20 protein-coding genes and 1 pseudogene are annotated in these 24,888 nt (G+C 72.4%); 10 read left to right on the forward strand and 11 right to left on the reverse strand.

Annotated features, from left to right (window positions below; genetic code table 11):
• Position 1 precedes the first annotated feature (1 nt).
• The gene (locus AB0C96_RS14855) at positions 2-1,924 is read left to right on the forward strand and encodes an NAD-binding protein (protein ID WP_362917317.1); all 1,923 of its coding nucleotides are present in this window, start codon (positions 2-4) and stop codon (positions 1,922-1,924) included.
• 343 nt (positions 1,925-2,267) lie between these two features.
• Here the strand turns inward: AB0C96_RS14855 and AB0C96_RS14860 are convergent, their stop codons facing one another.
• From AB0C96_RS14860 to AB0C96_RS14875, 4 genes are all read right to left on the reverse strand, one after another.
• Complete coding sequence (locus AB0C96_RS14860) at positions 2,268-3,851, reverse strand: Na+/H+ antiporter (RefSeq protein ID WP_362917319.1); 1,584 nt, start codon at positions 3,849-3,851, stop codon at positions 2,268-2,270.
• 168 nt (positions 3,852-4,019) lie between these two features.
• Positions 4,020-6,548, reverse strand: a complete 2,529-nt coding sequence (locus AB0C96_RS14865; protein ID WP_362917321.1) for an ATP-binding protein — start codon at positions 6,546-6,548, stop codon at positions 4,020-4,022.
• 326 nt (positions 6,549-6,874) lie between these two features.
• A complete protein-coding gene (locus tag AB0C96_RS14870) occupies positions 6,875-7,531 on the reverse strand; it encodes a hypothetical protein (protein ID WP_362917323.1) in 657 nt (218 codons plus the stop codon).
• 20 nt (positions 7,532-7,551) lie between these two features.
• Entirely contained in the window at positions 7,552-8,217 is a 666-nt protein-coding gene (locus tag AB0C96_RS14875; RefSeq protein ID WP_362917325.1) for a TetR/AcrR family transcriptional regulator, read from the reverse strand.
• A gap of 178 nt (positions 8,218-8,395) precedes the next feature.
• Between AB0C96_RS14875 and AB0C96_RS14880 the strand changes: the two genes are divergently transcribed.
• The 3 genes from AB0C96_RS14880 to AB0C96_RS14890 are packed head-to-tail and all read left to right on the forward strand — an operon-like array spanning position 8,396 to position 11,298.
• Entirely contained in the window at positions 8,396-8,650 is a 255-nt protein-coding gene (locus AB0C96_RS14880) for a ferredoxin (RefSeq protein ID WP_362917327.1), read from the forward strand.
• On the forward strand, positions 8,647-10,062 hold the full coding sequence (locus AB0C96_RS14885; RefSeq protein WP_362917329.1) for an FAD-dependent oxidoreductase: 1,416 nt from the start codon (positions 8,647-8,649) through the stop codon (positions 10,060-10,062). Before AB0C96_RS14880 ends, AB0C96_RS14885 begins: the two co-directional genes overlap by 4 nt.
• Positions 10,063-10,074: 12 nt before the next feature.
• Positions 10,075-11,298: a cytochrome P450 gene (locus AB0C96_RS14890; RefSeq protein WP_362917331.1), complete on the forward strand. Its 1,224-nt coding sequence runs from the start codon at positions 10,075-10,077 to the stop codon at positions 11,296-11,298.
• Positions 11,299-11,377: 79 nt separating this feature from the next.
• Here the strand turns inward: AB0C96_RS14890 and AB0C96_RS14895 are convergent, their stop codons facing one another.
• Entirely contained in the window at positions 11,378-12,793 is a 1,416-nt protein-coding gene (locus AB0C96_RS14895) for an ATP-binding cassette domain-containing protein (RefSeq protein ID WP_362917414.1), read from the reverse strand.
• Between the two features lie 550 nt (positions 12,794-13,343).
• Between AB0C96_RS14895 and AB0C96_RS14900 the strand changes: the two genes are divergently transcribed.
• Entirely contained in the window at positions 13,344-14,045 is a 702-nt protein-coding gene (locus tag AB0C96_RS14900; protein WP_362917333.1) for an HNH endonuclease family protein, read from the forward strand.
• Positions 14,042-14,326, forward strand: coding sequence for a hypothetical protein (locus tag AB0C96_RS14905; protein WP_362917416.1), 285 nt, complete (start codon positions 14,042-14,044; stop codon positions 14,324-14,326). The genes AB0C96_RS14900 and AB0C96_RS14905 overlap by 4 nt, the downstream gene beginning before the upstream one ends.
• A 123-nt stretch (positions 14,327-14,449) precedes the next feature.
• On the opposite strand, the gene AB0C96_RS14910 is transcribed toward AB0C96_RS14905, so the two are convergent.
• Together AB0C96_RS14910 and AB0C96_RS14915 are read right to left on the reverse strand one after the other, a co-directional pair.
• On the reverse strand, positions 14,450-16,081 hold the full coding sequence (locus AB0C96_RS14910) for a penicillin-binding transpeptidase domain-containing protein (RefSeq protein ID WP_362917335.1): 1,632 nt from the start codon (positions 16,079-16,081) through the stop codon (positions 14,450-14,452).
• Between the two features lie 106 nt (positions 16,082-16,187).
• Positions 16,188-17,159, reverse strand: a complete 972-nt coding sequence (locus tag AB0C96_RS14915) for a PHB depolymerase family esterase (protein ID WP_362917337.1) — start codon at positions 17,157-17,159, stop codon at positions 16,188-16,190.
• 85 nt (positions 17,160-17,244) lie between these two features.
• Between AB0C96_RS14915 and AB0C96_RS14920 the strand changes: the two genes are divergently transcribed.
• The gene (locus AB0C96_RS14920) at positions 17,245-18,243 is read left to right on the forward strand and encodes a LysR family transcriptional regulator (RefSeq protein WP_362917339.1); all 999 of its coding nucleotides are present in this window, start codon (positions 17,245-17,247) and stop codon (positions 18,241-18,243) included.
• Entirely contained in the window at positions 18,240-19,112 is an 873-nt protein-coding gene (locus AB0C96_RS14925) for a serine hydrolase (protein ID WP_362917341.1), read from the forward strand. Before AB0C96_RS14920 ends, AB0C96_RS14925 begins: the two co-directional genes overlap by 4 nt.
• Before the next feature lie 66 nt (positions 19,113-19,178).
• Here AB0C96_RS14925 and AB0C96_RS14930 read toward each other — a convergent pair whose 3' ends face one another.
• Positions 19,179-19,310, reverse strand: a complete 132-nt coding sequence (locus AB0C96_RS14930; RefSeq protein ID WP_362917343.1) for a hypothetical protein — start codon at positions 19,308-19,310, stop codon at positions 19,179-19,181.
• Between the two features lie 3 nt (positions 19,311-19,313).
• Between AB0C96_RS14930 and AB0C96_RS14935 the strand changes: the two are divergent.
• Positions 19,314-19,514: pseudogene (locus tag AB0C96_RS14935) on the forward strand (carboxymuconolactone decarboxylase family protein); the annotation flags it as partial.
• A gap of 115 nt (positions 19,515-19,629) precedes the next feature.
• On the opposite strand, the gene AB0C96_RS14940 reads toward AB0C96_RS14935, so the two are convergent.
• From AB0C96_RS14940 to AB0C96_RS14950, 3 genes are all read right to left on the reverse strand, one after another.
• Complete coding sequence (locus AB0C96_RS14940; RefSeq protein ID WP_362917345.1) at positions 19,630-19,977, reverse strand: hypothetical protein; 348 nt, start codon at positions 19,975-19,977, stop codon at positions 19,630-19,632.
• A gap of 421 nt (positions 19,978-20,398) precedes the next feature.
• A complete protein-coding gene (locus tag AB0C96_RS14945) occupies positions 20,399-23,410 on the reverse strand; it encodes a BTAD domain-containing putative transcriptional regulator (protein WP_362917347.1) in 3,012 nt (1,003 codons plus the stop codon).
• 168 nt (positions 23,411-23,578) lie between these two features.
• The gene (locus tag AB0C96_RS14950; RefSeq protein ID WP_362917349.1) at positions 23,579-24,361 is read right to left on the reverse strand and encodes an alpha/beta hydrolase; all 783 of its coding nucleotides are present in this window, start codon (positions 24,359-24,361) and stop codon (positions 23,579-23,581) included.
• A 61-nt stretch (positions 24,362-24,422) separates the two neighbouring features.
• Between AB0C96_RS14950 and AB0C96_RS14955 the strand changes: the two genes are divergently transcribed.
• Positions 24,423-24,851, forward strand: coding sequence for a MarR family winged helix-turn-helix transcriptional regulator (locus AB0C96_RS14955; protein WP_362917351.1), 429 nt, complete (start codon positions 24,423-24,425; stop codon positions 24,849-24,851).
• Positions 24,852-24,888 lie beyond the last annotated feature (37 nt).

Consider the following 24,888-nt stretch of genomic DNA (forward strand, 5'->3'; position numbering starts at 1 on the left):
CGTGACGTCAACTCTCCATCTGCGCATGCCCTTTGGCCAGCGCTCCCAGCACATGGTGATCTGCGGCGACGACGGTCTGGCCCACCGGCTCGCGGAAACGCTGGACGCGGTGTGCGGTGAGGCGGTCACCGTCGTGCTGCCCTCGCGGAGGGAGGGGCACGCGCCGGAGATCGCCGCGCTGCACCGGGATCCGCAGTCGCCCGTCGAGCTGCTGGTGGCCGCCCGACCGGACGAGCGGACGCTGAGCGCCGCGGGGGTGGAGCGGGCGGCCGCGCTGGCCCTCACCTACCGCGACGACCAGGTCAACGTCACCGCCGCGCTGCTGGCCCGCACCCTCAACCCGACGATCCGCCTGGTGATCCGGATGTACAACCGGGAGCGCGGCAGCCACCTCGAACGGCTCCTGGACCGCGCGGTGTCGGCGCTCGGCCGGGCCGACGACGCGTCGCTGGACATGTCCACCACGGTGCTGTCCGACACCGACACCGCGGTGCCCGAGCTGGTGGCCGCCGCCGCTGTCGGCCAGGGCCACACCCTCCAGGTCGAAGGGCAGGTCTTCCGTGGTGTGGTGCGCCCGGCGCGGACCCCGCCGCAGTCCGCCGACCTGGCCACGCTGGCGGTGCTGTCCGGTGCCCACCAGGACGACCCGGCGAGCGAGGACAGCCCCGAGACGCCGGGCGAGGAGGGCACCCAGCTGCTGCCCGACACCTTCACCGCCTACCACCGGCAATTCACCCACGGCCGGCTGATGTTGGAGGAGGTCACCCACCAGCACGCGCCCGAGCCGCCGTCGCGTGACCGGCGCGGCTACGGTGCCTGGCTGCGGGACCGATTGGCGCATCTGCCGTGGAAGGTGTTCCTGGCCCGTGAGGTCCTCGCGGTGTTCGGTGCACTGGCCGCGATCGTGGCGGTCCTGGCCGTGGCCACCGCGCTGGCCGAACCCGGCCCGCTGTGGAAGTCGATCTACCTGCCGCTGCTGGACATCTTCACCATGGGCGACCCGGCCACCGACGAGTCCCCGGCCCGCCGGGTGCTCCAACTCATCGCCGGCTTCGTCGGCCTGGCCGTACTCCCACTCGTCGTGGCCGCCACCATGAACGCCACCGACGCGTTCCGCAAGGCTTCCGTAGGGCATCCGCCGGCCGAGGACCTCGCCGACCACATCGTGCTGGTCGGCCTCGGCAAGATCGGCACCCGCGTCCTGGCCCAACTGCGCACCACCGCACACCAGGTGGTCGTCATCGAGCGCGATCCGCACGCGCGCGGCGTCGCCCTCGCCCGCGAACTCGGCGTACCCCTGCTGCTGGAGGACGCCGGTGCACCGGGGGTGCTCGACCGCGCCCGGATCCGCCAGGGCAAGTCGCTGCTGGTGCTCACCCGCGACGACGGCGAGAACCTCGACATCGCCATGGCCGCCCGCGAGGCCAACCCCCGTGTGCGGGTGGTGATGCGGCTCTACGACGACGACTTCGCCGCCACCGTCTCCCGCACCATGCGCGCCTCCTACCCCGACGCCACCACCCGCAGCCGCTCCGTCTCGGCGCTCGCCGCACCGTCCTTCGCGGCCGCCATGATGGGCCGTCATGTCCTGGGCATCATGCCGGTCGAGCGCGGCTCCCTCCTCTTCACCACCGTCGATGTCGCCGGGCACCCGGAGCTGGAGGGCCGCTCCGTCCACCAGGCCTTCCGCGAGAACGAATGGCGCGTCCTGGCCGTCGGGGCCGCGGACGCGCAGGGTGCCCCCGTCGCGAACGACACGCTCGGCGGCGGCCTCCGCCTCGACCGGCCGGGCTTCGACTGGCGACCTTCGCACGGCCGGGTCCTGGGCGCCGGGGACCGTGTCGTGGTGGCGTCGACCCGCCGCGGCCTGGACTTCCTGATGACCGGCGTCCAGCCCCACCCGCCGGAACGGCACCACCCGTGACGGCGACGGTCTGACGAGTTCGGGAGGCGTGCGGGAAGGTACGGGAGGGTGCCGTACGGGTGGGTGTGCCGTTCGGATTCCGTCAGGGAACCGGCCCCGCTGTGCGTACGGCGCCCCGTCGGCGGGCACGGTGGAGCGGTCCGGCGCCGAGCGGAGAACAGAAGGAGGACCGTTGTGACGCGATGGCGAGCGATCAAGGCGGCGGTGGAGACGTGAGCGTGGAGCGCATCGTGGGGGTGCTGGTGGCGCTGTCGCTGGTCGTGCTCCTCGTGGTGGTGGTCAAGTTCCCGGACCGGTTCTGATGCCGAACACCGCCCGGCGCCGCCCCCCGCCGGGTCCGGCCTCACTCCTCGTGGAGTCCGGCCTCTTCGAGATCCAGACTGCGTTGCAGGCGTCGCCGGGTGAGGTCGCTGATGTGGTTGTCCGCGTAGAGGCGCTGGAGCTTCACGGATTCCGCGGCTATCACCGCGCGGCGCAGTTCTCGGTAGGCGGCGGCCGAGGGCCAGGAGGACGGGGCGGTGTCGTCCGCCTGGTCGGCGTCCGCCTGGTCGGCGTCGGCCTGGTCGAGGCGGGCCAGCAGGCCGCGGCGCAGCTGGTCGAGGAGGGCGGTGGGCGCGGCCTCGACGGCTTCGAGTTCGTCCAGGCAGTCCAGCCCGGCCTGTGCGAGACCGGCGCGGGCCCGGGCCTCCTCGCGGGCGGTGTGTTCCGGCTCCAGGGCGATCCTGGACCAGCGGACGACCGGCGCCAGGGTGAAGCCCTGGAGGACGAGCGTGAAGACGACCACGCCGGTGGTGAGCACCAGGACCAGCGGGCGGTGCGACAGCGGGCTCCCGTCGTCGGCGACCAACGGGATGGACAGGGCGGCGGCCAGCGGCATCACCCCACGGGTGCCGGCCCAGGAGACCACCGCGGGGATCCGCCAGGTGACCGTGCCGTTGCCGCGGCGTCGCTGCATGACGGCGGAGAGGGGGAGGACGCCGAGGAGCCGTACCGCGATCACCGTGCCGGCCACCGCGAGCACCCCCAGCGGCCAACTTCCTTCGTCCGCCGCCAACTGACGTACCAGAGTGGGCAGTTCCAGGCCGATGACGGCGAAGACCACGCTCTCCAGAAGGAACACCACGGTGCCGTAGACGGCGTGCACCTGGAGCCGGATGGTGGCGTTGGTGAGCCTGTGGCCGGTGCTGCCGAGGACCACCCCCGCGACCACGACCGCGGTGACGCCGGAGGTGTGCAGGTCCTCGGCGAGCACGTAGGCGGCGTACGGGGTGACCAGGGCGATCACCGTTTCCAGGATCGGGTCCTCGGTCCGCCGGCGGATCAGTGTCACCACGCCCGCCACCGCACCGCCGACCAGCGCACCGCCACCGCCCAGCAGCACGAACTGGCCGCCGGCCGCGGGAAGGGTGACCGCACGCGCGGCCATGGCGGTGCCCACCGCGACCTTGAAGAGCACCAGGCTGGTGGCGTCGTTGAAGAGGCTTTCGGACTGCACCAGCACCTGTATGCGGGGCGGCAACGCGATCTTGCGGCCCAGCGCGGTCACCGCGACCGGGTCGGTGCTGGCCAGCACCGCGCCCAGGACGAATGCCATGGTGGTGTCGAGCGGGGTCACCAGGGAGGCCACGGCGCCCACGGCCGCCGCGCTGACCAGCACCAGTCCGAGGGCGAGGACGGTCACCGGCCGCCACACCATGCGCAGTTCACGCCACGGGATCTCCTCGGCGGACGCGTACAGCAGCGGCGGCAGGACGACCACGCTGATCGCTTCGGGAGTCACCTGGATGTCCGGTGGCCAGGGCAGCAGCCCGATCAGCATGCCCACGACGACGAGCAGTGAGGGAGCGGGGATGCGCCAGTGACGGGCGCCCGTGGCCACCGCTGTGGCGAGGACGACGAGAAGGAGGATGGCAGTCAGGTCGGTCACGTACTCGTCTCTCGGTGGCTTTGGCAATTGCTGAACCGTCGCCGACCAGACTTCCCGGCACTCCGCAGGGAAAGGTACCGGGTGTCGTCGGGTTACTGCCACAGAGATGTGCGTCGAAGACGTCGCGCCTCTTGACGGACCGCTGATGACGCCCGCCCGGTGGGCTCGCTACCGGAGCTCCACGGGCTCCTCCGTGGGGGCGGCTCGTAGCGACAGGACCATGGTCAGCCCGCCTCCGGGGGTGTCCTCGGGGGTGAGGGTGCCGCCCATCGCCTCGGCCAGGCCCCGCGACAGTGCGAGCCCCAGCCCCAGGCCGCTGGTGTTGTCGCTGTCGCCCAGGCGCTGGAAGGGCACGAAGATCCGGTCCCGGTCCTCCGGGCGCAGGCCCGGCCCCCGGTCGACGACCCGCAGTTCGATACGCGTACCGAGGGCGCTGGCGGTCACCAGTACCCGCTGCCGGGCGGGCGAGTGCCGCACCGCGTTGGTGACCAGGTTGGCGAGGACGCGCTCCAGGAGCGGGGGGTCGGCGAGGACGTCGCCGATCTCCGTCAGCCCCCGGGTCTCGATCGGCACCGGCGGGGTGGCGAGGGGCGCCAGGGCCAGGGGGAGGACGTCCGCGACGGCGGTCGGCTGGAGGTGCAGGGTGAGGGCTCCGGCACGGAGTCGGCTCATGTCGAGGAGGTTGTCCACCAGGCGGTTGAGCTCGATGAGGGCATCCTCGGCGGTGGCCAGCAGCTCGTCCCGTTCCGCCGTGGAGAAGTCCACGTCGGTGCTGCGCAGCGAGCTGACCGCGGCGCGTCCGCTCGCCAGTGGGGTGCGCAGGTCGTGACTGACCGCGGCCAGCAGCGCGGTCCGCATCCGATCCGCCGCCTTCACCGGTTCGACCTCGGCGGCGGCCTCCGTGAGGCGGGCGTGGTCCAGCGCGGCGGCCAGGTGGGCCGCGAAGGCGGTGAGGACGCGGTGCTCGGAGGCGGGAAGGCGCCGGCCGCGGAGGACGAGCATGCGGTCCGGCCCGGCCGGCACCTTCACCAGCCCGTCACCGTCACCCTCCGCCCCGGCCTCCTGGTCCGTTCGCGGGACGAGTTCGGCGGACTCCATGCCGAAGGTCTCACGGGTGCGTTCCAGGAGGATCGGCACCGCTTGGTCTCCGCGCAGGATGTTCCCGGCCAAGGAGGAGAGGGTCTCCGCCTCCGCGGTGGCGCTGGCCGCGCGCCGGGCGAGCCGCAGCGAGCGGTCGACGATGGCGGCGACCGTGACGGCGACCAGCGCGAAGACCGCCAGGGCCAATGCGTTGTTGGGCTCGGTGATGGTGAACTGCCCGCTCGGCGGGATGAAGTAGTAGTTCAACAGCAGCGATGCGCTGAGCGACGCCAGCAGCGCGGAGACCACGCCGCCGAAGCAGGCCACGCCGATGACGGTGACCAGGAAGAGCAGGGCCTCGCTGGTCAGGTTGAGGGTGCCGCGGCTCTGGATCAGCACGACGGTCAGCAGCAGGGGCAGCAGCAGGCCGGCCACCGGGCCGGCGAGGCGGCGTATATGCGCCGGTTGCCGGCCCGGTACGGGCAACCGGCGGCCTCGGCCGGCTCCTTCGTGGGTGACCATGTGGACGTCGATGTCGCCGGAGAGCTCGACCGTGTCCTCACCGATGCCGCGCGGCGCCACCAGACGGGACAGCCAGCTGCGCCGGCTGGTGCCCAGCACGAGCTGGGTGGCGTTCTCGGCACGGGCGAAGTCCAGCAGGGCGGTGGGTACGTGATCGCCGACGACCGAGTGGTAGCTGCCGCCCAGGCTCTCCACCAGGGCGCGTTGTTTGGCGAGCGCTGCGGGCGAGGCGTAGGCCAGTCCGTCGCTGCGGGCGACGTGCACGGCCAGCAGATCGCCGCCGGACGACCGGTCCGCGATCCGCTCCGCGCGACGGATCAGCGTCTCGCCTTCCGGGCCGCCGGTGAGCGCCACCACGACGCGCTCGCGGGTCTCCCAGACGGTGCCGATGCCGTGCTCCGAACGGTATCGCTGTAGCGTCTCGTCCACCCGCCCGGCCACCCACAGCAGCGCCAACTCCCGCAGGGCGGTGAGGTTGCCGATCCGGAAGTAGTGCGCGAGCGCGGCATCGACCTTCTCCGGCTGGTAGACGTTGCCGTGCGCCATGCGTCGGCGCAGCGCCTCGGCGGGCATGTCGACCAGCTCGATCTGGTGCGCGCGGCGGACCACCTCGTCGGGCACGGTCTCGCGTTGCGGGACTCCGGTGATCTTCTCCACGACGTCGTTGAGGGACTCCAGGTGTTGGATGTTGACGGTGGTGACGACGTCGATCCCGGCGCCGAGCAGCTCCTCGATGTCCTGCCAGCGCTTGGCGTTGCGGCCGCCGGGCACGTTGGTGTGCGGCAGCTCGTCGACGAGCGCGACCGCGGGCCGGCGGGTGAGGACGGCGTCGAGGTCCAACTCGCCGAACGACGTGCCGCGGTAGCTGCGGTGCGCGCGGGGCAGTACCTCCAGCCCTTCGAGCATCTCTTCGGTGTGCGGCCGGCCGTGGCACTCGGCGTACGCCACCACCACGTCCGTGCCGCGCCGCACCCGCCGGCGCCCCTCGTCCAGCATCCGGTACGTCTTGCCGACCCCCGGTGCCGCACCGAGGAACACCTTGAGCCTGCCCGGCCGTACGCCTGGCGTATCGGCCGCGATCACCCTGGGCGCCACCGAAGGCCCTCCCTCACCGGTCCTGAACGGCCCCATGGCGCCGGGACGGGGAGCGGACCTCGGGGCCGGCGGGCATGGGGGGCTCCATGGTCACATCGGCCCGGCGCGCGTGTGGGGGAGCCGGGCGACGTTGACGTTTTCCTGACCCGGGAGGTCCCGTGCGCCGGTGGGCGGGGCACGGGAGGAGGAGAGGCGCGGCGCAGGGCAGTCTGCCGAGCAGCGACTCATGACGACCGAACGGCTGGGTGACGCCGACGGGTCGGCCGTTCCGCTGAACGTGAGGACGTCGTCCCGGGCCTCCAGGACGCTGTTGTCCCGCCCCGCGTTCAGGCGGCGGTGCGGGCCGGACTCGGCTCCCGGGGGGCCGGGGTGGGGTGGGTGACCAACAGCCTGGGGTGGATCGTGGGACCCAGGGCGGCCACGGTGAGGACGATGCCGGCGGCGACCAGCAACTGGGCGTTGGCGACATAGGGGTTGAGGAGCGTCTGGGCCAGCAACGCGGCAGCGATCAGGCCCAACTTGGCGCAGATCAGGCGGGGCGCCGACAGGGTGGGGCGGGTCGCGGGGTGGACACCGCCGGCGCGGGCCCGGCGCGCTGCGCGGATCTGTAGCGGGACGGTCAGCAGGACCAGCGACAGCCGGATGCCGAGCGCCCTGGCGTCGAAGGCGATGTGCGGGTCCAACAGGTGGCCGACGAGGGCGCTGCCGACGAGGGAGGCCGAGACGATCAGGACCCGGGCGCCGATCAGCCGGGTGAGCGCGGGGCCGGGGCGCGCGGAGGTGTGGAACGCGGTGGTGAGGTGGCGGTCGGTCCGCAGGAGCAGGGGCGGGAGGACCAGCAGGACGAAGGTGGCGCGCAGCGCGTGGGCCCAGGCGGGCTCGTTGCCCTCGCCGACCCACATGAGGGCCATGACCGCGCCGGCCACGACGTAGGCCCTGCGGATGCTCCGGGCGGGGGCGTGCCCCCGGGGGGCCGGGTTCATGAAGGTGACTCCTTGGGGGCTCAGTCCCGGTCGGTGCCGGGGGCGGGGGCGATGCCCGCGCCGATGCCGGTGAACAGCCAGCGCAAGGCCTGGCCGAAGAGCTCTTCGGGAACGCTGTCGGGGTCGACCCGCCGCAGCCGCACCAGCCCCTGGAAGAGTGCCGCCACCACCGTGGCCACGGCCTCGGCGCTGACCTCGGAGGGGGCGCCCTGGTCCGTGAGCCAGGTGGTGATCAGGCCTTCCAGCTCCTGGCGCGGTGCGCGCAACGCGGCGGCCATGGTGTCGAGGACGTGCGGGTTGCGCACCGCGTAGAGCCAGAACTCGGCCTGGAGCGGGGCGAAGTCGGTGTCCTTGTCGGCGACGTCCACCAGCAGGCGCCCCAGCTCGGCGGCGGCCTCGCCGGTGCCCGCCTCGTGTCGGTCCAGGGTCTGGGCGGCCTCGGCGACGCGGCCCAGACCGCGCTCGGCCATCAGCTCCAGGAAGAGGGCCTCCTTGCCACTGAAGTTCGAGTACAGCGCGCCGATGGAGAAGCCCGCGGACTCGGCGATCTCCTCCACCGAGGCCCCGGCGAAGCCCTTGCGGGCGAAGACCCGGGCCGCCGCGTCCAGCAGCAGCCGTCGGGTGCGGGCCTTGGCCTCCGCTCGGGTCAGTCGCTGCCGTACGGGTTCGTCGCGCTCGCTGCTCATGTTGTCGAGGCTATTCGGATAGCGAGCACTATGTCAATGCTTGGATAGCGTGTACAGTTCGAATAGTGGTTGCTATCTGAATGGCGTCCGCGATCGAAACCGGCGAACCGCCGTACGGCCACGGCCGACCACCCGAAGAGTCGCCGGACCCGCTCTGACCTGGGAGGAGAGCGAAGAAATGAGCACCGATTCCGCGCCGGACACACCCCGGCTGGTGGTGGACCTGAACCGCTGCCAGAGCTACGGGCAGTGCGTCTACGCCGCGCCGACCGTCTTCCGTTTCCACGGCGAGGAGGCGCTGGAGTACGACTACGCGCCCGACCCGAGCACGCGCCGCGAGGTCGAGCGGGCCGCCGCGGCGTGCCCGGTACAGGCCATCACCCTGGGCAGGGCCACCGAGCCCGCGCCCCTGACGCCGGAGCGTGCGCGGTGAACGCACCCGAACGCATCGTCGTGGTCGGCGCCTCCCTGGCGGGGCTGCGCGCCGCCGAGGCGCTCCGAGACGAAGGGTTCACCGGCGAGCTCACGCTCATCGGCGACGAGCCGTACGCGCCCTATGACCGTCCGCCGCTGTCGAAGGCGGTCCTGTCCGGCTGGCTGCCCACCGACCGCACCCTGCTGCCCCGGGTGCGCGACATCTCCGCCCGATGGCTGCTCGGAAGCCCCGCAACCGGCCTTGACCTGCGCGAACGCCGGGTGACGCAAGCCGATGGGCGGCAGGTCGGCTACGACCGACTGCTGATCGCCACCGGCACCCGGGCCCGCCCCTGGCCCGAGCGGCAGGGCGGCAGCCTGCACGGGGTGCATGTGCTGCGCACCCGCGACGACGCCGACCGGCTGCGCACGGCGCTGGCCGCCGGGCCGGGCCGGGTGCTCGTCATCGGCGCCGGATTCACCGGCGGCGAGGTCGCCTCGGTCTGCCGCGACCTGGGGCTTGAGGTGACCGTGACCCAACGCAGCGGCGCCCCCTTGGCGAGCGCCCTGGGCGGTGTCGTCGGTGGCGCCGCGGCCCACTGGTACCGCGACGCCGGAGTGGACCTGCGACTCCACACCACCGTCCACGCCCTCGAAGGCGACGCCCACGGCCGGCTGCGGCGGGCGGTCCTCTCCGACGGCACCGTGGTGACGACCGAGGTGGCCGTGGTCGCCGCCGGTGCCCTCGCCAACACCGAGTGGCTGGCCGGCTCCGGGCTGGCCGCCGACGCCCGCGGGGTGGTCTGCGACGAGGCCTGTCGAGCACGGACCGACGACGGGACGCCGGTGCCGGACGTCTTCGTCGCCGGTGACGTCGCCCGCTGGCCGCACCCGCGCTACCCCGGGCAGCTGCTGCGCCTGGACCACTGGGACAACGCCGTGGCCCAGGCCCGTACCGCCGCGCACAACATGCTCCACGAGCCGGGTGACCACCGCGGCCACCAACCCCTGCCGGCGTTCTGGTCCAACCAGTTCCGGGTCAACCTCAAGTGCCTGGGGCTGCCCGCCCTGGCCGACCAGGTCGTCGTCACCCAGGGCTCGCTCGACGAACAGCGCTTCGTGGCCGCCTACGGCCGACGCGGCCGTCTGGTCGCCGTCGTCGCGGTCGACTGCCCCCGCGTGCTGGACGGATACGCCGCCCTCATCGAGGCCGGGGCGCCCTTCCCGCCGGTGCTCAACGCCACCGACGGACCGGACCGACTCCGGCCGCTCGACGCCGCGTTCCCGCAGCCCACCGCCCCCGCACCGGCAGCCGCAGTCACACCCGGCACCCCGTCCGTCCTGCCCGGCCAGTCCGTCCCGTGCACCCCGTCCATCCCGTCCACCCTGTCCGTCCTGTCCGTCCCGTCCGTCCCGTCCGGACACGAGTGAGGGAGATCCACCATGACCGCGACCACCCGGCAGCACACCGCCTCCGTCCTGTTCGGCCAGGCCCTCAGGTACGAGAACCGCGCCGACCCCTACCCCTTCTACGAGCAGCTCCGCCAGCAGCCGGTCGTGTGCACGGAGGACGGCACCTGGCTGGTCAGCGGCCACCGTGAGATCAGCCTGCTGCTCCGGGACCCGCGCATCAGCGCCGACCGCCGCAACCCGCAACAACAGCAGCCGATCCGCAAGAGCCTGCTGGTCGAGGACCCGCCCCGGCACGACCAGCTGCGCCACCTGGTCACCGAACAGTTCGTCCCGCGTGTGATGGGCATGCGCGACCACATCGACGCACTCGTCACCGGGCTGCTCGACGCCCACACCAGCGAGCGGCCAGGACAGCTGGACGTCGTCGGCGACCTGGCCTACCCGCTCCCCGTCACCGTCATCTGCGAACTGCTCGGCGTGCCCCGCGAGGACGAACGCCTCTTCGGCAGTCTGGCCCGCCGCCTCACCCGCGGCCTGGACCCGATCGACACCCAGACCGAGGACGAACTCCGCGAACTCCAGCAGGCGCGCGGCGAGTTGATCGAGTACCTCGAAGGGCTCATCACACGCCACGACGCCACCGGCGGCGACGACCTGCTCTCCGGCCTGATGCAAAGCCAGGGCCCGGACGGCCCCATGGACCCCGTGGACCTACGCGTCACGCTCGGCCTGCTCCTCATCGCCGGCCACGAGACCACCGTCAACCTCATCGCCAACGGCACCCTGGCACTCCTGCGCCACCCCGAAGCCCTCGCCCGGCTGCGCACCGACCCCGATCTCGCCACGCCGCTGGTGGAGGAGGTGCTGCGCTACGACCCGCCGGTCCAGATGTCCGGCCGCAGCACCCTGACCGACATCGACATCGCCGGCACCACCATCCCCAAGGGGGCACGCGTCCGCCTGCTCCTCGCCGCGGCCAACCGCGACCCCCACCGCTTCCCCGACCCGGACCGGTTCCTCCCCGACCGCCCCGACAACGCCCACCTCGGCTTCGGCGGCGGCATCCACTACTGCATCGGCGCCACCCTCGCCCGCGCCGAAGCACAGATCGCCCTGACCGCCCTCGCCCGCCGCCTGGAATCCCCCCGCCTGGTCGCCGACCCCCCGCCGTACCGGGACAACGCCATCCTGCGCGGCCCGGAACGCCTCCCGGTCTCCTTCGCCCGCCTCGTCCCCGATCCGCGCGCAACGTGACCGCGGTGCCGGGCGCCGCGGGCCCACGGAGATCGGGGAGGTAGGCCGTACCGGCCCACGGAGATCGGCGAGAGGGGACCTAGCGGTCCTGGGAGAGGGCGAGCAGTTCGGCGAAGGTGCCGCCGGCGTGGACGAGGTCGTCGTACCGGCCCTGTTCGGTGATGCGGCCCCGTTCCATGACCACGATGTGGTCGGCGACCTTGGTGTTCTCCAGCCGGTGCGTCACCACAAGGGTGATGCGGTCACCGGCGATGGCCTTGATCTCCTCGAAGATCCCGTGCTCGCCGCGCGGGTCCATCTGCGAGGTGGGCTCGTCCAGGATCAGCAGGGGCGGACGCCGGTACAGGGCCCGGGAACAGGCCAGGCGCTGCCACTGACCCCCGGACAGCTCCACCCCGCCGAACACCTCCCGGGCCAGCAAGGTGTCCAGGCCGTGCGGTAACCCCTCGACGGCCCCGCGCATGCCGACCGCGTCGATCGCCGCCCACACGGGAGCGTCGTCGAAGGTCCGGGGCTGCCCGAGCGTCACGTTCTCCCGCACCCGGAGCGGCCACTGCGCGAAGATCTGCGGGACCAGCCCGGTGCAGTTCCACACGGTGGCCGGGGCGACGGTGGCGAGATCGACGTCGTTCCAGGTCACCCGGCCCTTGTCGGCGAGGTAGATGCCGGTGATCAGACGGGTGAGCGTCGACTTGCCGGAGCCGTTGACGCCGACGATCGCGAGGATCTCGCCCCGCCGCAGGGACAGCGAAACGCCTTCGACGGCCGGCTCCTCCTTGCCCGGGTACCGGTAGGTGACGTCCTCCAACCGGATCTCCTCCACCGGTGCTTCCACGGTCAGTTGGCCGCGCCGGGCCGCCTGCGGGTCGACCGGCGCACGCTCGCCGCGACTCCCCGGACGCTTCGTCGACCACCAGCGCATCATGCCGCGCACATTGCGATCGGCGATGTTCGCGTAGTGGACCTCGTAGTCGACGCGGGCGGTGAGTACCGCGCCGATGCCGGCCGGGAGCACCGCGAGGAGCAGCAGCGGCAACATCAGCACGTTGAGGACCGACAGCACGCCGCTGGCCGTGACCATCTTGACCAGGGCCGACAGGAAGCGCTGGGCGTCGGTGACCATCACCTGCGTGCGCAACACGCCCATCTCCGCGGCCTCTTGACGGTCGGCGAACCCGTCCACGGCGTAGGCCGCCGCCTCGACCCGGCAGACCGCCTCGACCAGCGCGGTGTCCGTCACGGTCGTGAGTCCGGGCGTGATCCGCCGCTCGGCGTACGCGGCCAGGGCACTCGCACCGCGGGTGACGGCGGCCGCGCCGGCCACGACCAGCAGTGCCGGCAGTGCCTCGTGCAGTCGGTCGGCGACGGCGCCCCCGCCGAGGATCGGGCGCATGGCCCGGGCGGTGGCGGTCAGCAGCAGCGCGGCGACGACGCCGGTGACCAGCTGACAGGCCAGGAGCAACAGCACGGCCCGGCGGTCGACGTCCCAGGCCATCGTGGCGATGCGGCGCAGGACCGAGGGCAGCTGGGCACACAGCGTGCGGAAGGACACCTCGCCGAGCGGGTTCACGGAGTATTCGCCGGAGTAGGTGATCTCGGCGGGCGGTGGCGGCGGAGGCGTCAGGGCCGGCGGGGGAGTGGTCTCGGCAGCGGTCAACTCGGTCCTCCTGCAAGGTCGTTGAGAGTCCTGCTGGCACTTTCTCCGGGGTCAACGACGAGGCCGGCGATATCGAACACACGTGTTTGAGACGGGGCGGATCCCGTACGGGCGCACGCCGCGCGGCACATGTAGACCGCATCCACCCTTGGGGCGTGCGGGCCGACCCGGGGCGCGAGGGTGGCCGAAACGCCGAGTTCGATACGCAGGTGACGGGCGGGGATTGCCGGCCCGTCCGCCGCGGCGCTCCGCACCCCGCTCTCCTCGGCAAGCCCATGCTGCCGGGCGTCCGAAGTCCGTCCCTGCATCCTCTCGGCGTGCCCACTTTCGGGTGAATGTCTGCATTGGTGTGGAATGCAGAATTGTTTCTGCTGGAGAGGCTGCCGGCATGACCACGACATGCAGGTGGCGCTCCATCGCCACCACGGGTGCCGCACTCGCAGCCCTGTTCACCACATGCGCGGCAACGCCGGCGCCTGCGGCTGTCGCTGCCCCGGAGCGGCCGGCCGCGACTGCCCACACGGCGGCCACCCCCCTGGACCTGCCCGAGCCGTCGCCGGCGGCGGTCGCGCGCGACGAACTGACCACGCTCACGGTTGCCGAACCCCACTCCATGGACGGCTACAGCCGGGCGAAGTTCCCGCACTGGATCCGCCAGTACGGGAAGTGCGACACCCGCGAGGTCGTACTGGCCAGGGACGGGAAGGACGTGAAGCAGGACGAGGAGTGCCGCGCGATCTCCGGAACCTGGTACAGCCCCTACGACGGCAAGACGGTCGACGCGGCCTCAGGGATCGACATCGACCACATCGACCCGCTGGCGAACGCCTGGCGGTCCGGCGCCGATGAGTGGACCACCGAACGGCGCAGGGAGTTCGCCAACGACCTGACGCACCCGCAGTTGATCGCCGTGTCCGCGTCCAGCAACCGTCAGAAGGGTGACCAGAGTCCGGACCAGTGGCGGCCGAGGCTTGCCTACTGGTGCACGTATGCGCGTGCCTGGGTGGACGTCAAGTACCTCTACCGCCTCAACATCACCGAGCCGGAGAGGGCGGCGTTGGAGGTCATGCTGGACACGTGTCAGCCATGACGTCCGGCGACAGCGCGCCGCCCCGGCTCGTGGCTGACGTCACCGCCGGGGCGGGTGGCGCGATGACCGTCGACGTCGGAGTGATCACCGGCGACCTGACCGTGGCCACCACCGACCTCGGGGACGGCACGGCGAGCGTCCAGGTCCAGTACACCGGAGCGGAGGAGTGGTACGGGCTCGAAGGCAGCCCGGTGCCCCTTCCTCCCACCGGGATCCGGGCGCTCCACCGCGCCGTACTCGACGCCGTACGCGCCGGCGGCGGGGCCCATGTGGGTGGTTGAGCGGGGCGGGGGTCCGGGCCGGGGCCGGGGTGGCGGTCGACCGCTGACGTGGTGCGCACCGCGTCCGCCGCCGACGAGCGTCCGCCGCCGACGAGCGGCCGGCGCCGCCCGTCGGCGTCCGGTTCATGCGGGATCAGTGGGGACGGCGGCCAGGAGGCTGCGCAGGACGGGCCCGGCGGAGCCACCACCGGTGACGCCGTGCTCGACGACGCAGGCCACGGCGACGTTGCCGCGATGGGCGGCGAGCCAGCCGTTGTTGGGTTCCTCCTCGGAGACCTCGGCGGTGCCGGTCTTCGCACCGATGTCGCCGGGGAGGTCGGCCAGGACCCGTGCCGTGCCGTCGGTGACGGTGGAGCGCATCATCCGGCGCAGTTGCCGCACAACCTTCTGCGGGAGCGGGGTGGTGCTGGTGGTGTTCTTGTTGCCGCGTGTGATCGAGGGTTGGTGGAAGGTGCCGGAGGCCGCGGTGGCGGTGACCGACGCCATGATCAGCGGGTTGGCCTGGACCCTGCCCTGCCCGATCATCGAGGCGGCCTTCTCGGTCTCGTCATGGGGAGCCGGCACCGACCCGTCGTACGAGGGGATGCCGACGTGCCACTGCTGACCGACGCCGAAGTACGTGCCGGCGACGTCACCGAGCTCCCGGTCACCGAGCTTGCCGCGCAGGCTGATGAACGCGGTGTTGCAGGACTCGGTGAAGTCCTTGAGGAAGGAGGCGTTGCGGTGCTCGGAGGTCTCCACGTTGTGGAACTCCTTCCCCACCGTGAGGTACTTGGGGCAGTCCACGATGTCGTCGGGCGCGACGGCGCCCTTGAGCAGCAGGGCGCTGCCGGTGACGATCTTCCAGGTGGAGCCGGGCGCGTAGGTGCCCGAGACGGCGCGGTTGAAGCCGGCGGACGGGGAGTTGGCCATGGCCAGGATCTCGCCGTTGTCGATCCGGAGGGCGACCAGCGAGGCGTTCCTGCCGTGGGCCCCGGAGGCGAGGGCCTTCTCCGCGGCGGCCTGCCAGGTTGCGTCGAGGGTGGTACGGACGGGGTGGCCGACCGGCCGGCCGGATCTCCCGCCGAAGCGCGCTTCCGTGCGTTCCACCTTCCCGGTGGCCCGGTCGACGAGCTGGACGGTGCCGTGCCGCGCGCCGCCGCCCGTGCCGCTGTCGAGCTGGGCCAGGACGGGGCGCAGGGAGGGGAACGCGGCGCCCGAGAGGGCCGCCCCCGTCCGGTCGGTGACCTCGGGGGCGTGTGTGTCCGCGCGTGCGAGGTGGAACTTCTTGGTCTCGCTGAGACGCGGGTGGACGACTGACAGCGCCCATTCCACCGTCCAGGTACCGTCGCCCCTTTTGTGGAGCGGCAGTTGCGAGGTGTACGTCCAGGTGCCCAGGTCGGCTATGGGCATGGTGGCGGTGAAGGGGACGTTGACGGTGTCGTCCTCGGCCTTCGTGGGCGCCGCCGCGGTGAGCGTCGGTCTGCCGATGTCGAGCCCGGTGGTGAAGTTGCGCAGCACCTCCTGGGCCGTGGCCGGTCTGCTGGTACGGGCGGCCGCGCTCGGCAGCCGCCCGGCGGCCCAGTCGGCGAGGAACCCGCGCGCCTGGGCCAGGGCGGCGGGGTCCGGGCCCGCGGCGCCACCGGCGAAGGGACCGATACCGGCCGCATACGTCCCGCCCACGGCGACCGCGCTCACCACGGCCACCGACGTGACGGCCCGTATCACGGTGCGCGATGTGCGAGGGCGAGTGGTGGCGTACCCGGATTTCGGCATCGCGGAGTCCTTGTCTGGTCGGGTTCGGAAGACCTGGTCGGTCCGGTCGGAGTGATGGGCCGGGCCGGTCTGGTCGGTCTGACGGTCCGGTGGGCCTGAGCACTGCTCAGAGGCGGAAGAAGTCGAGGATCGTGCTGGTCGCGCTGAGGGCGGTGCTGGTGCGCCCGAAGCCCGCAGGCGGAGTGATGCGCGAGCCGGGCCAGGTGTGTCCGGCGTCATGCATGACGAGGAGCTGAACGGTGGCGCCGGGCGGCTTGAGGCGCCACACGGTTCGGTCATAGCCCGCTTTGGCCTCCGTGGCCGGTTCGCCCGCCCTGCCCGCGGCCGCGAACGCCTCGGCGCTGGCCCGGGCCGACATGGTCGGGGTGATCGGTTCCTCACCGGCGGGGGCGGGGGAGGGGGAGGGCATTCCGGCGAGCGGGCGCACCGGGTCGTCGGCTCCGTAAATGATCATGGTGGGTACGGGTCCGGTGGGCTTGACCCGGTCGGCCCCCGTGGGCAGTTCGCCGGACACCGCGGCCGCTCCCGCCAGCAGTTCGGGGTGCTGGGCCGCCATCCGCAGCGCCATCGAGCCCCCGTTGGAGAACCCGACGACGTAGACCCGCCGGGGATCGGCCCGCTCCGTGCGCACCAGGTCGTCGATCAGCGCCTTGGTGAACCGCACGTCGAGGTCCGGGTCCGGCCGTTGCCCGGTCGCCCGAGTGCCGGCGGCCCACATCTTGTGCAGTCCCTCGGGATAGGCGATCAGCATGCCGCGGGCCCGGGCGTCCGCCTCCAGACGGGTCTGCTCGCGCAGGTACGAGGGGGTGGAGCCGCGGCCGTGGAAGGCGATGACCAGGGGCCGGGGCCGACTGCCGGGCGTGGTGGGCCGGTGCAGCTGGTGGCCGCGGGTACGGCCGTCCACCCGCAGTTGTTTGTGCGCCCCGGCTGCCGCGGTCGGAGCCGATGAGCCGGCGGTCGTCGTCTGGGTGCGCGGCTCGGTCGACGCGCCGCAGCCGGTGAGTACGAGGCCGAGCGCCAGCGTGCAGCACCAGGTGAGCACGGTACGGCCGCGGAGGGGCGGAGTGAAGGAATCCATACCCCGAGGAGACCAATGTCGTCCGGTATCTGTCCAAGATGCATATCGATCTCGGATCGATCAATTATAGATATGATTACTGGTCATGGACCTTGTGCGGCATCTGGAGTGCTTCGTGGCTGTTGCAGAACAGTCACACTTCGGGCGTGCCGCGGCTCTTCTGGGCATGGCCCAGCTGCCGCTGTCCCAGCGCATCCAGCGGTTGGAACGGGAGCTGGGCGTCCGACTGTTCGAGCGCACCAGCCGACAGGTCACGATCACCGAGGCCGGAGCGCTGCTGCTGGCGGAGGCCCGTGAACTGCTCGCCTGTTCCGAGTCGTTCATGGCCACCGCACGCCGCGTCCGGGACGGCGAGACCGGCCTGCTGCGCGCCGCCCTGTTGCCCGACATCGCCGGCGAGACCGTCGCCGCCGTGTTGGCGGACTTCCAACGGCGCCACGCCGGCCCGGAACTGGAACTGCACGAGCTGTCCACCGCTCAGCAACTCGCCCGGTTCGCCTCGCACGACCTGGACGTCGGGCTGATCCACCACCCTTGTGATGTCACCGGGCTGGAACTGGGTCCGGTCCTGCGCCGCGAGCTGGGGGTGCTGTTGCCGCGCGGCGCCGCTGCCGCCGAGCTCGACGAGGTGCCGCTCGCCTCGCTCACCGGGTACGACCTGATCCTCTTCCCCCGGGGCAGCGCCCCGGCGCTGTACGACGACCTGTTGACCACCTGCGCCCGCAACGGCTACACCCCCGCCGCAGTCCGGCACGGCCAGGGCGCCAGCTTCGTCCGCGGCCTGGTCCTGTCCGCCGGGGCGGTGGCTTTCGGCCCGCGTGACGCCCAGCCCGCGGACGTCCGCGAACGGGACGTCGACCTCGACCCGGGCCCAGGCGCCGGCTCGGGCGTGGTCTGGCGTCCGCTCGCCGGTGCCCCGCTGGCCTGGCGGCACTCCGTGGCCTGGCCGAAGGGCAGGGGCGACGCCGCCGTCAGCGCCTTCGCGGCGGCGGCCACAGACGCGCTGCGGACCACCGCCGGCGCGAGGGCCGAGGTGCCCTCGCGGCCGCTGCACCTTCGCCCGGCATCGGAGTACTGGTTGTGACCGACACACCCACCCGCATTCATGCGGTCTTCGCCGAAGCCGGTGTCACCGGCTGGCTGCACGCCCTCGACATCGACTCCGGCGCGCAGCTGGACGCCGGTGCGGACCAGCCGGTCTGTACCGCCAGCGTCCACAAACTCTGCCTGCTCGTCACCCTCCATCAGCTGGCCGCCGCGGGGGGCCTGGACCTCGGCGAGCAGATCGAGTGCCCGCCGGCCGGCCGCACCGCGGGCCCCACCGGCCTGGCCGCCATGCTCGACCCGGTCCGCATGTCGCTGCGCGACGTCGCGTACCTGATGATGGCGGTCAGCGACAACGCAGCCGCCGACCTCCTGCTACGACGCGCGGGCCTCGACGCCGTCAACCGCGCCATGACCCGTCTCGGACTCACCCGGACACACGCCGTCCACACCTTCGGTGAACTCCTCGCCACCATCCGGGAGGACGCCGGACCCGACGGGGCCCGGGCGCTGACCGACCCGCACGTCATCACCCGGCTCAGGGCCCTCGATCCGGCCCGCACCAACCGCAGCACCCCGCGCGACATGACCCGCCTGCTCGGCGCCGTCTGGCGCGACGAGGCCTGCGCCCCCGAGCACGGCGCCGCCATCCGCCGCATCCTCGGGCTACAGGTCTGGCCGCACCGCATGGCGTCCGGCTTTCCCTTCGACGACGTCCATGTCGCGGGCAAGACCGGCAGCCTGCCGACCGTCCGCAACGAAGTCGGCGTGGTCGAATACCCCGACGGCGGCCGCTACGCCGTCGCCGTCTTCACCCGCACCGCCAACACCGCGGCCACCCTCCCGGCAGCCGACGCCGTCATCGGTACGGCCGCCCGCATGGCCGTCGACGCACTGCGTGCCCCCTGAGGGAGACACTCCTAGCTGCGCAACATCGGTGCCACCAGGGCAAATTGAGGGTCCGTCATCGCGTGGTCAGGTCTCGGGGTCGTCCGCCGGGGCGGCGTCCATGGCGCCGGCCCATCGTCGGCTCCAGGCGTTCAGCGGGCGGAGCGCAGCGACGAGGTCCTCGCCGAGGGGGGTGAGGCGGTAGCCGTCGCCGTGCAAAGGGCGCTGCTCGCCGCCGTCGATGCGCTGCACGACACGGCGCAGCTCTCGCGGCCCGTGTGGCACGCCCTGCGCCACCATTACGAAGACGCCCAACTCCTGGAGCTGCTGGTGCTGATCGGTTGGTACCGAACCATCAGCTGCCTGGCCAACGGACTCCTCCTGGAGGAAGAGCCCTGGGCCACCCCGTTCCTGGTCCGCTGACCGCCACACCGCGCGCGAGGTCCGCGCGACCGGACGGGCGGCACAGAAGAGGGGGCCGGCTCGTGTGGGCGGGCCCCCTGCGGTAGGAAGTGTTCAGCTGTTTGACGGTCGATGATCAGCCGCGACCGCCGTGGCCGCCGCCGTGGCCGCCGCCGCCGTAGCCGCCGCCATATCCGTGGCCGCCGCCGTAGCCGCCGCCGTATCCGTGGCCGCCGTAGCCGAATCCGTATCCGTGGCCGTAGAAGCCGTAGCCGAAGCCGTAGTGGCCATAACCGCCGCCGTAGCAGTCCCAGCCCCAGTACCAGTCGTCGTCACAGACCCATATGCGGGTCTGGTGGTGGGCGGGTGCGACCGCCGGTGCGGAGGTGGTGGCCGCGCTCGCGGCTCCGGCTCCGGCGAGCACCACGAAGGGCAGTGCGCACAGTGCTGCGACTATGCGGTGGATCCTGGTCTTCGCGCGCATGATCGTCCCCTTTCGGGGGTGCTGCGTTGCCGATGTATCGGCGTATCACTGTGGAGTTCTCCGGGCCTCACCACGGTGCGCGGGAGCGCGCGAGCCCCGGCGCGCCGGCGGGGCGACTTCGCAGGACTCCGACCCTGCTTCGCTGACATCGTTGCGATCTCAAACAATGTCTCTTTCGAGCGTAGGCACGGCTCCCGACAAGGTCAAACACGGGTGACGCGGCCCGCTGCCGGGCGTGGCCGGAGCGGTACGCCCGGTCACCGCAGACGCCGTTGATCCGTACAGAAGGTCAACCGTCGGCAAAGCCGACCGGGCCCTTCCGAGGCCTCCCCGGCTCTTCCGGAAGCGAATCCGGCCGGACCAGGGCGTGCTTTCCGTCCCGACCGCAGCGGCGACCGGGGCCTGGAATTTGACGGAGCTTTTACTTCCCTCTCCGGCCGGCACCACCACAACCGACCGACCCGCAGTCCTCGCAGTTTTCGCGGTTCTTGTAGTCCTTGCCGTCCTCGCAGTCCTTGAGTCCGGCGACCGCCCGGGCGTGCTCCTCGGGGTGCTCGTCGGCTCCGGGCACGGCGAGGGCGGTCCGGAACTGCTCCCGGGCCTCGGCGACGCGGCCCGCCGCGAAGTGGGTGCGGCCCAGCCGGTAGCGGATGTCCATCTCCAGCCGGTCGCAGTGCGGTTCGGTGAGGGGCGACAGCAACTGATGCTGGGAGAGCGCCTGATGATGGAGGGCGGTCGCGGCGCTCAGGTTTCCCGCGTCCTGCTCCGCGGTGCCCAAGCGGGTCAGGGTGAGGGTGTGCAGCAGCACGTCCCCGACCTGCTGGAGCAGGTCGGCGCCGCGCCGGAACAGGTCCCTGGCCGCGCCGTGCCGGCCCATGGCGAGGTGGACGTCGGCGGCGCAGACCAGGGCCCTGCTGATCATGCGCGGTCTGCCGTTCTTCTCCGCGTGGGCAGTGGCGTCGGCGAGGCGGGTCAGCGCCTCCTCGTTCCGGCCCTGGAAGTGGTGGACGGTGCCGAGGATGCAGAGCCCCATCGCGGTCAGCCAGCTGTCGTGCAGCCGCTCGGCCAGCTCAACTGCCGTGGTGAGAGCGGGAATTGCCCGATCGGGACGGCCGGAGGCCAGCTCGGCGGCGCCCAATCCGGTCAGCGCCCGGGCCTCTTCGCGTTCATCGGCGCGGTGGCGGCCGAGGCGCAGTGCCTCGGTGAACCAGGCGTGCCCCTGCGGGTAGCGGCCCTGGTGGACGTCGGTGACGCCCAGGCAGTTCCGCAGTGCGGGGGCCATCCGCCGGTCGGTGGCCCCGTCCGCATGCGCAAGGGCGATCTCCAGGGCCGTTCGGCACTCGTGGTACCGCCCTCGGCGTGCGAAGTAGTCGCTCAGCGCCTCGGCGATCCAGCACGCGTAGTCGGCTTCACCGAGCGCTGCGGCGTAGCCGACGACGTCGACGAGTTCTGCGCCGGCCGCGTCCAGCCAGCGGTCCGCTTCCTTCCAGTCCGCGAACGGGGCGTCAGCGGGTTGCGGCCCGGTGGGGAAACCGCCCGGCCCCCAGTCGCTGGCGATCCGGCCCGCGTCCAGATAGAGGCGGAGCGTGGCGGTGCGCGCTGTGCGGGCTTGTTGGGGCGCGGCTTCCGCGAGCCGCCGCGCGTGCACCCGCACCAGGTCGTGGAATCGGTAGCGGCCCGGACGAGGCTCCTGTAGCAGACTCGCGTCGACCAGGCTCTCCAGTATCCGCTCGGCGTCGCGGGACGACCCGCCCAGCATGGCGGCCGAGGCCAGCGGGTCGAACTCGACCGTCGGCGACAGGCCCAGGGCACGGAATCCATGCTGCTGCTCCGGCGCGAGCTGGTCGTAGGACAGCCGGAAGGCCGCCTCCACGCTGCGGTCCCCGGCGCTGAGTTCGCCGAGGCGCCGCTCGTCGCCCGCCATCCGGTTGACCAGGTACGCGAGGGTCCAGGCGGGGCGGGTCTGTAGCCGCGCCCCGGCGATGCGCAGTGCCAGCGGCAGTCCGTCGCACAGCCGGACCAACTCGTGCGTGGCCTCCGGCTCCCGGTCCGCGCGCTCCTCCCCGACGATGTGCCGGAGCAGGGAGAGCCCGTCGTCGGTCGCCAGGGGCTCCAGGGTGACCCGTCGGTCGGCGTCCAGTCCGGCCAGCCGCCGTCGGCCGGACACCATCACCCTGCTGCCCGGCCCGGCGGGCAGCAGCGGTCGGATCTGTTGCGCGCTCAGCACGTCGTCCAGCACGAGGAGGAGCCGCAGCCGGCTGGTCGCGGCCCGCCAGGCCGCGGTGAGTTCGTCGAGGTCGTCGGGGACCTTGCTGTCGGCTGCGCCGACCGCGCGCAGCAACCGCCGCAGCACTCGCTCCGGCGTGAGTCCCTGCCGTTCCGTGCTGTGGGCGCGCAGGTCCACGAACAGGCAGCCGTCCGGGTGGTGGGCCCTCAGCGCACGGGCCGCGCGGACGACGAGCGCGGTCTTGCCGACGCCGGCAGTGCCGTCCACCGCCACGATCGACACGGAGTCGGGCGGCGAGGAGGCGGTTAACAGTGCCAGTTCGCGTTCCCTGCCGATGAGACGACCGATGTCGCCCGGCAGTTCGTTCACCGCAGGGCGGGGCCGGGACGCGGTCGGCGGGGCGGCAGAGTGCGCCGCCGGACCGAGGAGCTGCTCGTCGTCCCGACGCAGCACCGCCTGGTGGACCCGGCGGAGCTCCTCGCCGGGACAGACCCCGAGCTCCTTGCGCAGCCGCCCGGACATGTCCTGATAGGCGCTCAGCGCCGCCACCTGGCGTCCGCTGCCGTACAGGGCACGCATCCGCAGTGCCGCCAGCGACTCGTCGTACGGGTCGGAGGCGGCCAGTGCCGTGAGGTCGTCCAGGGCTTCGGCGGACCGTCCCAGCAGCACCAGGCACTCCAGCCTCTCCTGCTGGAACGTGCGCTGCCGCTGCGCCAACCGCTGCCGCTCGCCCTGCGCGAACGCCCCCGGCAGCCCGGCCAGCGGCTCGCCCCGAATCAGGGTGTGCGCCTCGGAGAACCGGTCCATCGCGGAGGCCAGGTCGCCGGACGCCCGCGCGCGCTGCGCCTCGCCGACCCGCTCGGCCACCTCCGTGACGTCGAGCCGCACCCCGTCGCCGACGAAGCGGTACCCGTCCCGGCCGCTGCGGATCACCGACCCCGACCGTCCGGCGCCCTCCGTGTCGAGCGCCTTCCGCAGCGGGTAGACGTAGCTCGGCAGTACCCGGCGACCGGATCTCGGCGGCTGCGCACCCCATACGTCGTCGAGCAGTTGCTCATGGCTGACCAGCGTGCCCGGACGCAGCACCAGCGCGGCCAGCACCGCCTGCCGCCGTACCGGGCCCAGGTCCAGCGGCGTTCCGTCACGCCAGGCCCGCACCGGCCCCAGTACGGCGATCCGAAGCCGCTGGGTAGATCCCCCGTCCATCCCGAAGCCTCCGGTCTACCGCATCATCGAGATTTCATCGGCATTTCAGCGCCTCCCGCAAGGGTTGGCAAGTCACTACCGAGAAACGCGGATACGCAAGGGGCGTGATGGGTTGAAGGGCGGCGGGCGGTGGGCGCCGCACGCCCCGTGGTCGGAGTCGGAGTCGGCTCAGGCGTTCGTCTCGGCGAGGTAGGAGTCGAGCGCGGCGAAGGTGGCCGCCGGCTGTTCGATGTGCGGCAGGTGGCCCGCCCGGGGGATGACGTCGAGTCGGCCGTCGGCGAAGGCTTCGGCGTAGGCCGCGCCGTAGGCGGGCGTGACGATGCGATCGCTCTCCCCCCAGAGCAGGAGCGTGGGCGGCTGTACGCGTCCCAGCCGGTGGCGCAGTTTGGGGTCGTACATGGAAGGGGTGCCCGCAAGGACGCGCAAGGTGGCCATGTTGGCCTGCCGGCGCGCGAGTTCGTCCGCGGGGACGTCCGCGGGGGCGGGGGAGAAGCGCTGCGCGTCGTGCCAGGCGTACTCGGCGATGCCACGGGCGTCGAGGGCGGAGATGTCGCGGATCGGTTCGTTGTCGACGTGTACGCCCACCGCGTTGATCAGGACGAGACCGCTGATGACGCCTGCGGTGTCCCGGACGGCCATCTCGGCGGCGGTCCAGCCGCCGAGGGAGGAGCCGACGACGAGGACGTCCCGGAGTCCGTGGTCGTGCAGGAAGTGCAGGTAGGCCAGGGCGAGATCGTCGATGCCGGTCAGCCACGGCGGGCGGTGGGTGCCGTCCCAGCCGGGGTGCACGGGTGTGAAGGTGCGCCGGGTCCGGGAGAGGTGCGCGGTGATACCGGCGACCGTGGTGCGGCCTCCGCCGCCGTGCAGGACCAGTGCGGGCCTGCCGGTGCCGGTCTCGGACAGCGTGAGGGAGAGGTCTTCGTACAGGGGGACTGTGTGGTCGGTAGCCATACCCCCACCGTAACTAAACATATTTATATAAGCTAGCTTGGTCGTGCTCTAGACTTGGCTCATGCATCGCGAGCTGCAAGTTCTCGGAAGAGCGGTCAAGCAGGTCCAGTACCGGCAGCACCGGGCGTTGGAGAGCGGGCTCGCGGCCGTCGGCACGACGCTGGCCCAATGGGACGCCCTCCGTGCGATCAGTCGCACGCCCGGGGCGTCGGCCCGTGCGCTGGCCGCGGCGACGTTCCAGAGCGAGCAGGCATTCGGCACGCTCGCCGGCCGCCTGGTGGCGCAGGGCCTGGTCGAGCGTCGGCCGGGGCACGGTCGACGCATCGAGCACCACCTCACGGCCTCCGGCGAACAGACCCTGAAGGCCGGTCACGGCGTCGCCGACGAGGTGCTCGCCGCCTGCTACGCGCCGCTGCCCGAAGAGGACCGCGCCACGCTGCTCGACCTGCTCCGACGCCTCATGGCGGAGGACGGCGCAGGCACGGAGTAGCGGCGGCGAGGGGAGCGGCCCGCTCGCAACCCGCACA

Source organism: Streptomyces sp. NPDC048506, assembly GCF_040651315.1.
In the GTDB taxonomy this organism is placed as follows: domain Bacteria; phylum Actinomycetota; class Actinomycetes; order Streptomycetales; family Streptomycetaceae; genus Streptomyces.

Coding starts and splice junctions, on each gene's coding strand:
- AB0C96_RS14870 (WP_362917323.1), bottom strand. CDS start 7,531: ATGAACCCGGCCCCCCGGGGGCACGCCCCCGCCCGGAGCATCCGCAGG.
- AB0C96_RS14875 (WP_362917325.1), bottom strand. CDS start 8,217: ATGAGCAGCGAGCGCGACGAACCCGTACGGCAGCGACTGACCCGAGCG.
- AB0C96_RS14880 (WP_362917327.1), top strand. CDS start 8,396: ATGAGCACCGATTCCGCGCCGGACACACCCCGGCTGGTGGTGGACCTG.
- AB0C96_RS14890 (WP_362917331.1), top strand. CDS start 10,075: ATGACCGCGACCACCCGGCAGCACACCGCCTCCGTCCTGTTCGGCCAG.
- AB0C96_RS14895 (WP_362917414.1), bottom strand. CDS start 12,793: ATGGCCTGGGACGTCGACCGCCGGGCCGTGCTGTTGCTCCTGGCCTGT.
- AB0C96_RS14900 (WP_362917333.1), top strand. CDS start 13,344: ATGACCACGACATGCAGGTGGCGCTCCATCGCCACCACGGGTGCCGCA.
- AB0C96_RS14905 (WP_362917416.1), top strand. CDS start 14,042: ATGACGTCCGGCGACAGCGCGCCGCCCCGGCTCGTGGCTGACGTCACC.
- AB0C96_RS14910 (WP_362917335.1), bottom strand. CDS start 16,081: ATGCCGAAATCCGGGTACGCCACCACTCGCCCTCGCACATCGCGCACC.
- AB0C96_RS14915 (WP_362917337.1), bottom strand. CDS start 17,159: ATGGATTCCTTCACTCCGCCCCTCCGCGGCCGTACCGTGCTCACCTGG.
- AB0C96_RS14920 (WP_362917339.1), top strand. CDS start 17,245: ATGGACCTTGTGCGGCATCTGGAGTGCTTCGTGGCTGTTGCAGAACAG.
- AB0C96_RS14940 (WP_362917345.1), bottom strand. CDS start 19,977: ATGCGCGCGAAGACCAGGATCCACCGCATAGTCGCAGCACTGTGCGCA.
- AB0C96_RS14945 (WP_362917347.1), bottom strand. CDS start 23,410: ATGGACGGGGGATCTACCCAGCGGCTTCGGATCGCCGTACTGGGGCCG.
- AB0C96_RS14950 (WP_362917349.1), bottom strand. CDS start 24,361: ATGGCTACCGACCACACAGTCCCCCTGTACGAAGACCTCTCCCTCACG.
- AB0C96_RS14955 (WP_362917351.1), top strand. CDS start 24,423: ATGCATCGCGAGCTGCAAGTTCTCGGAAGAGCGGTCAAGCAGGTCCAG.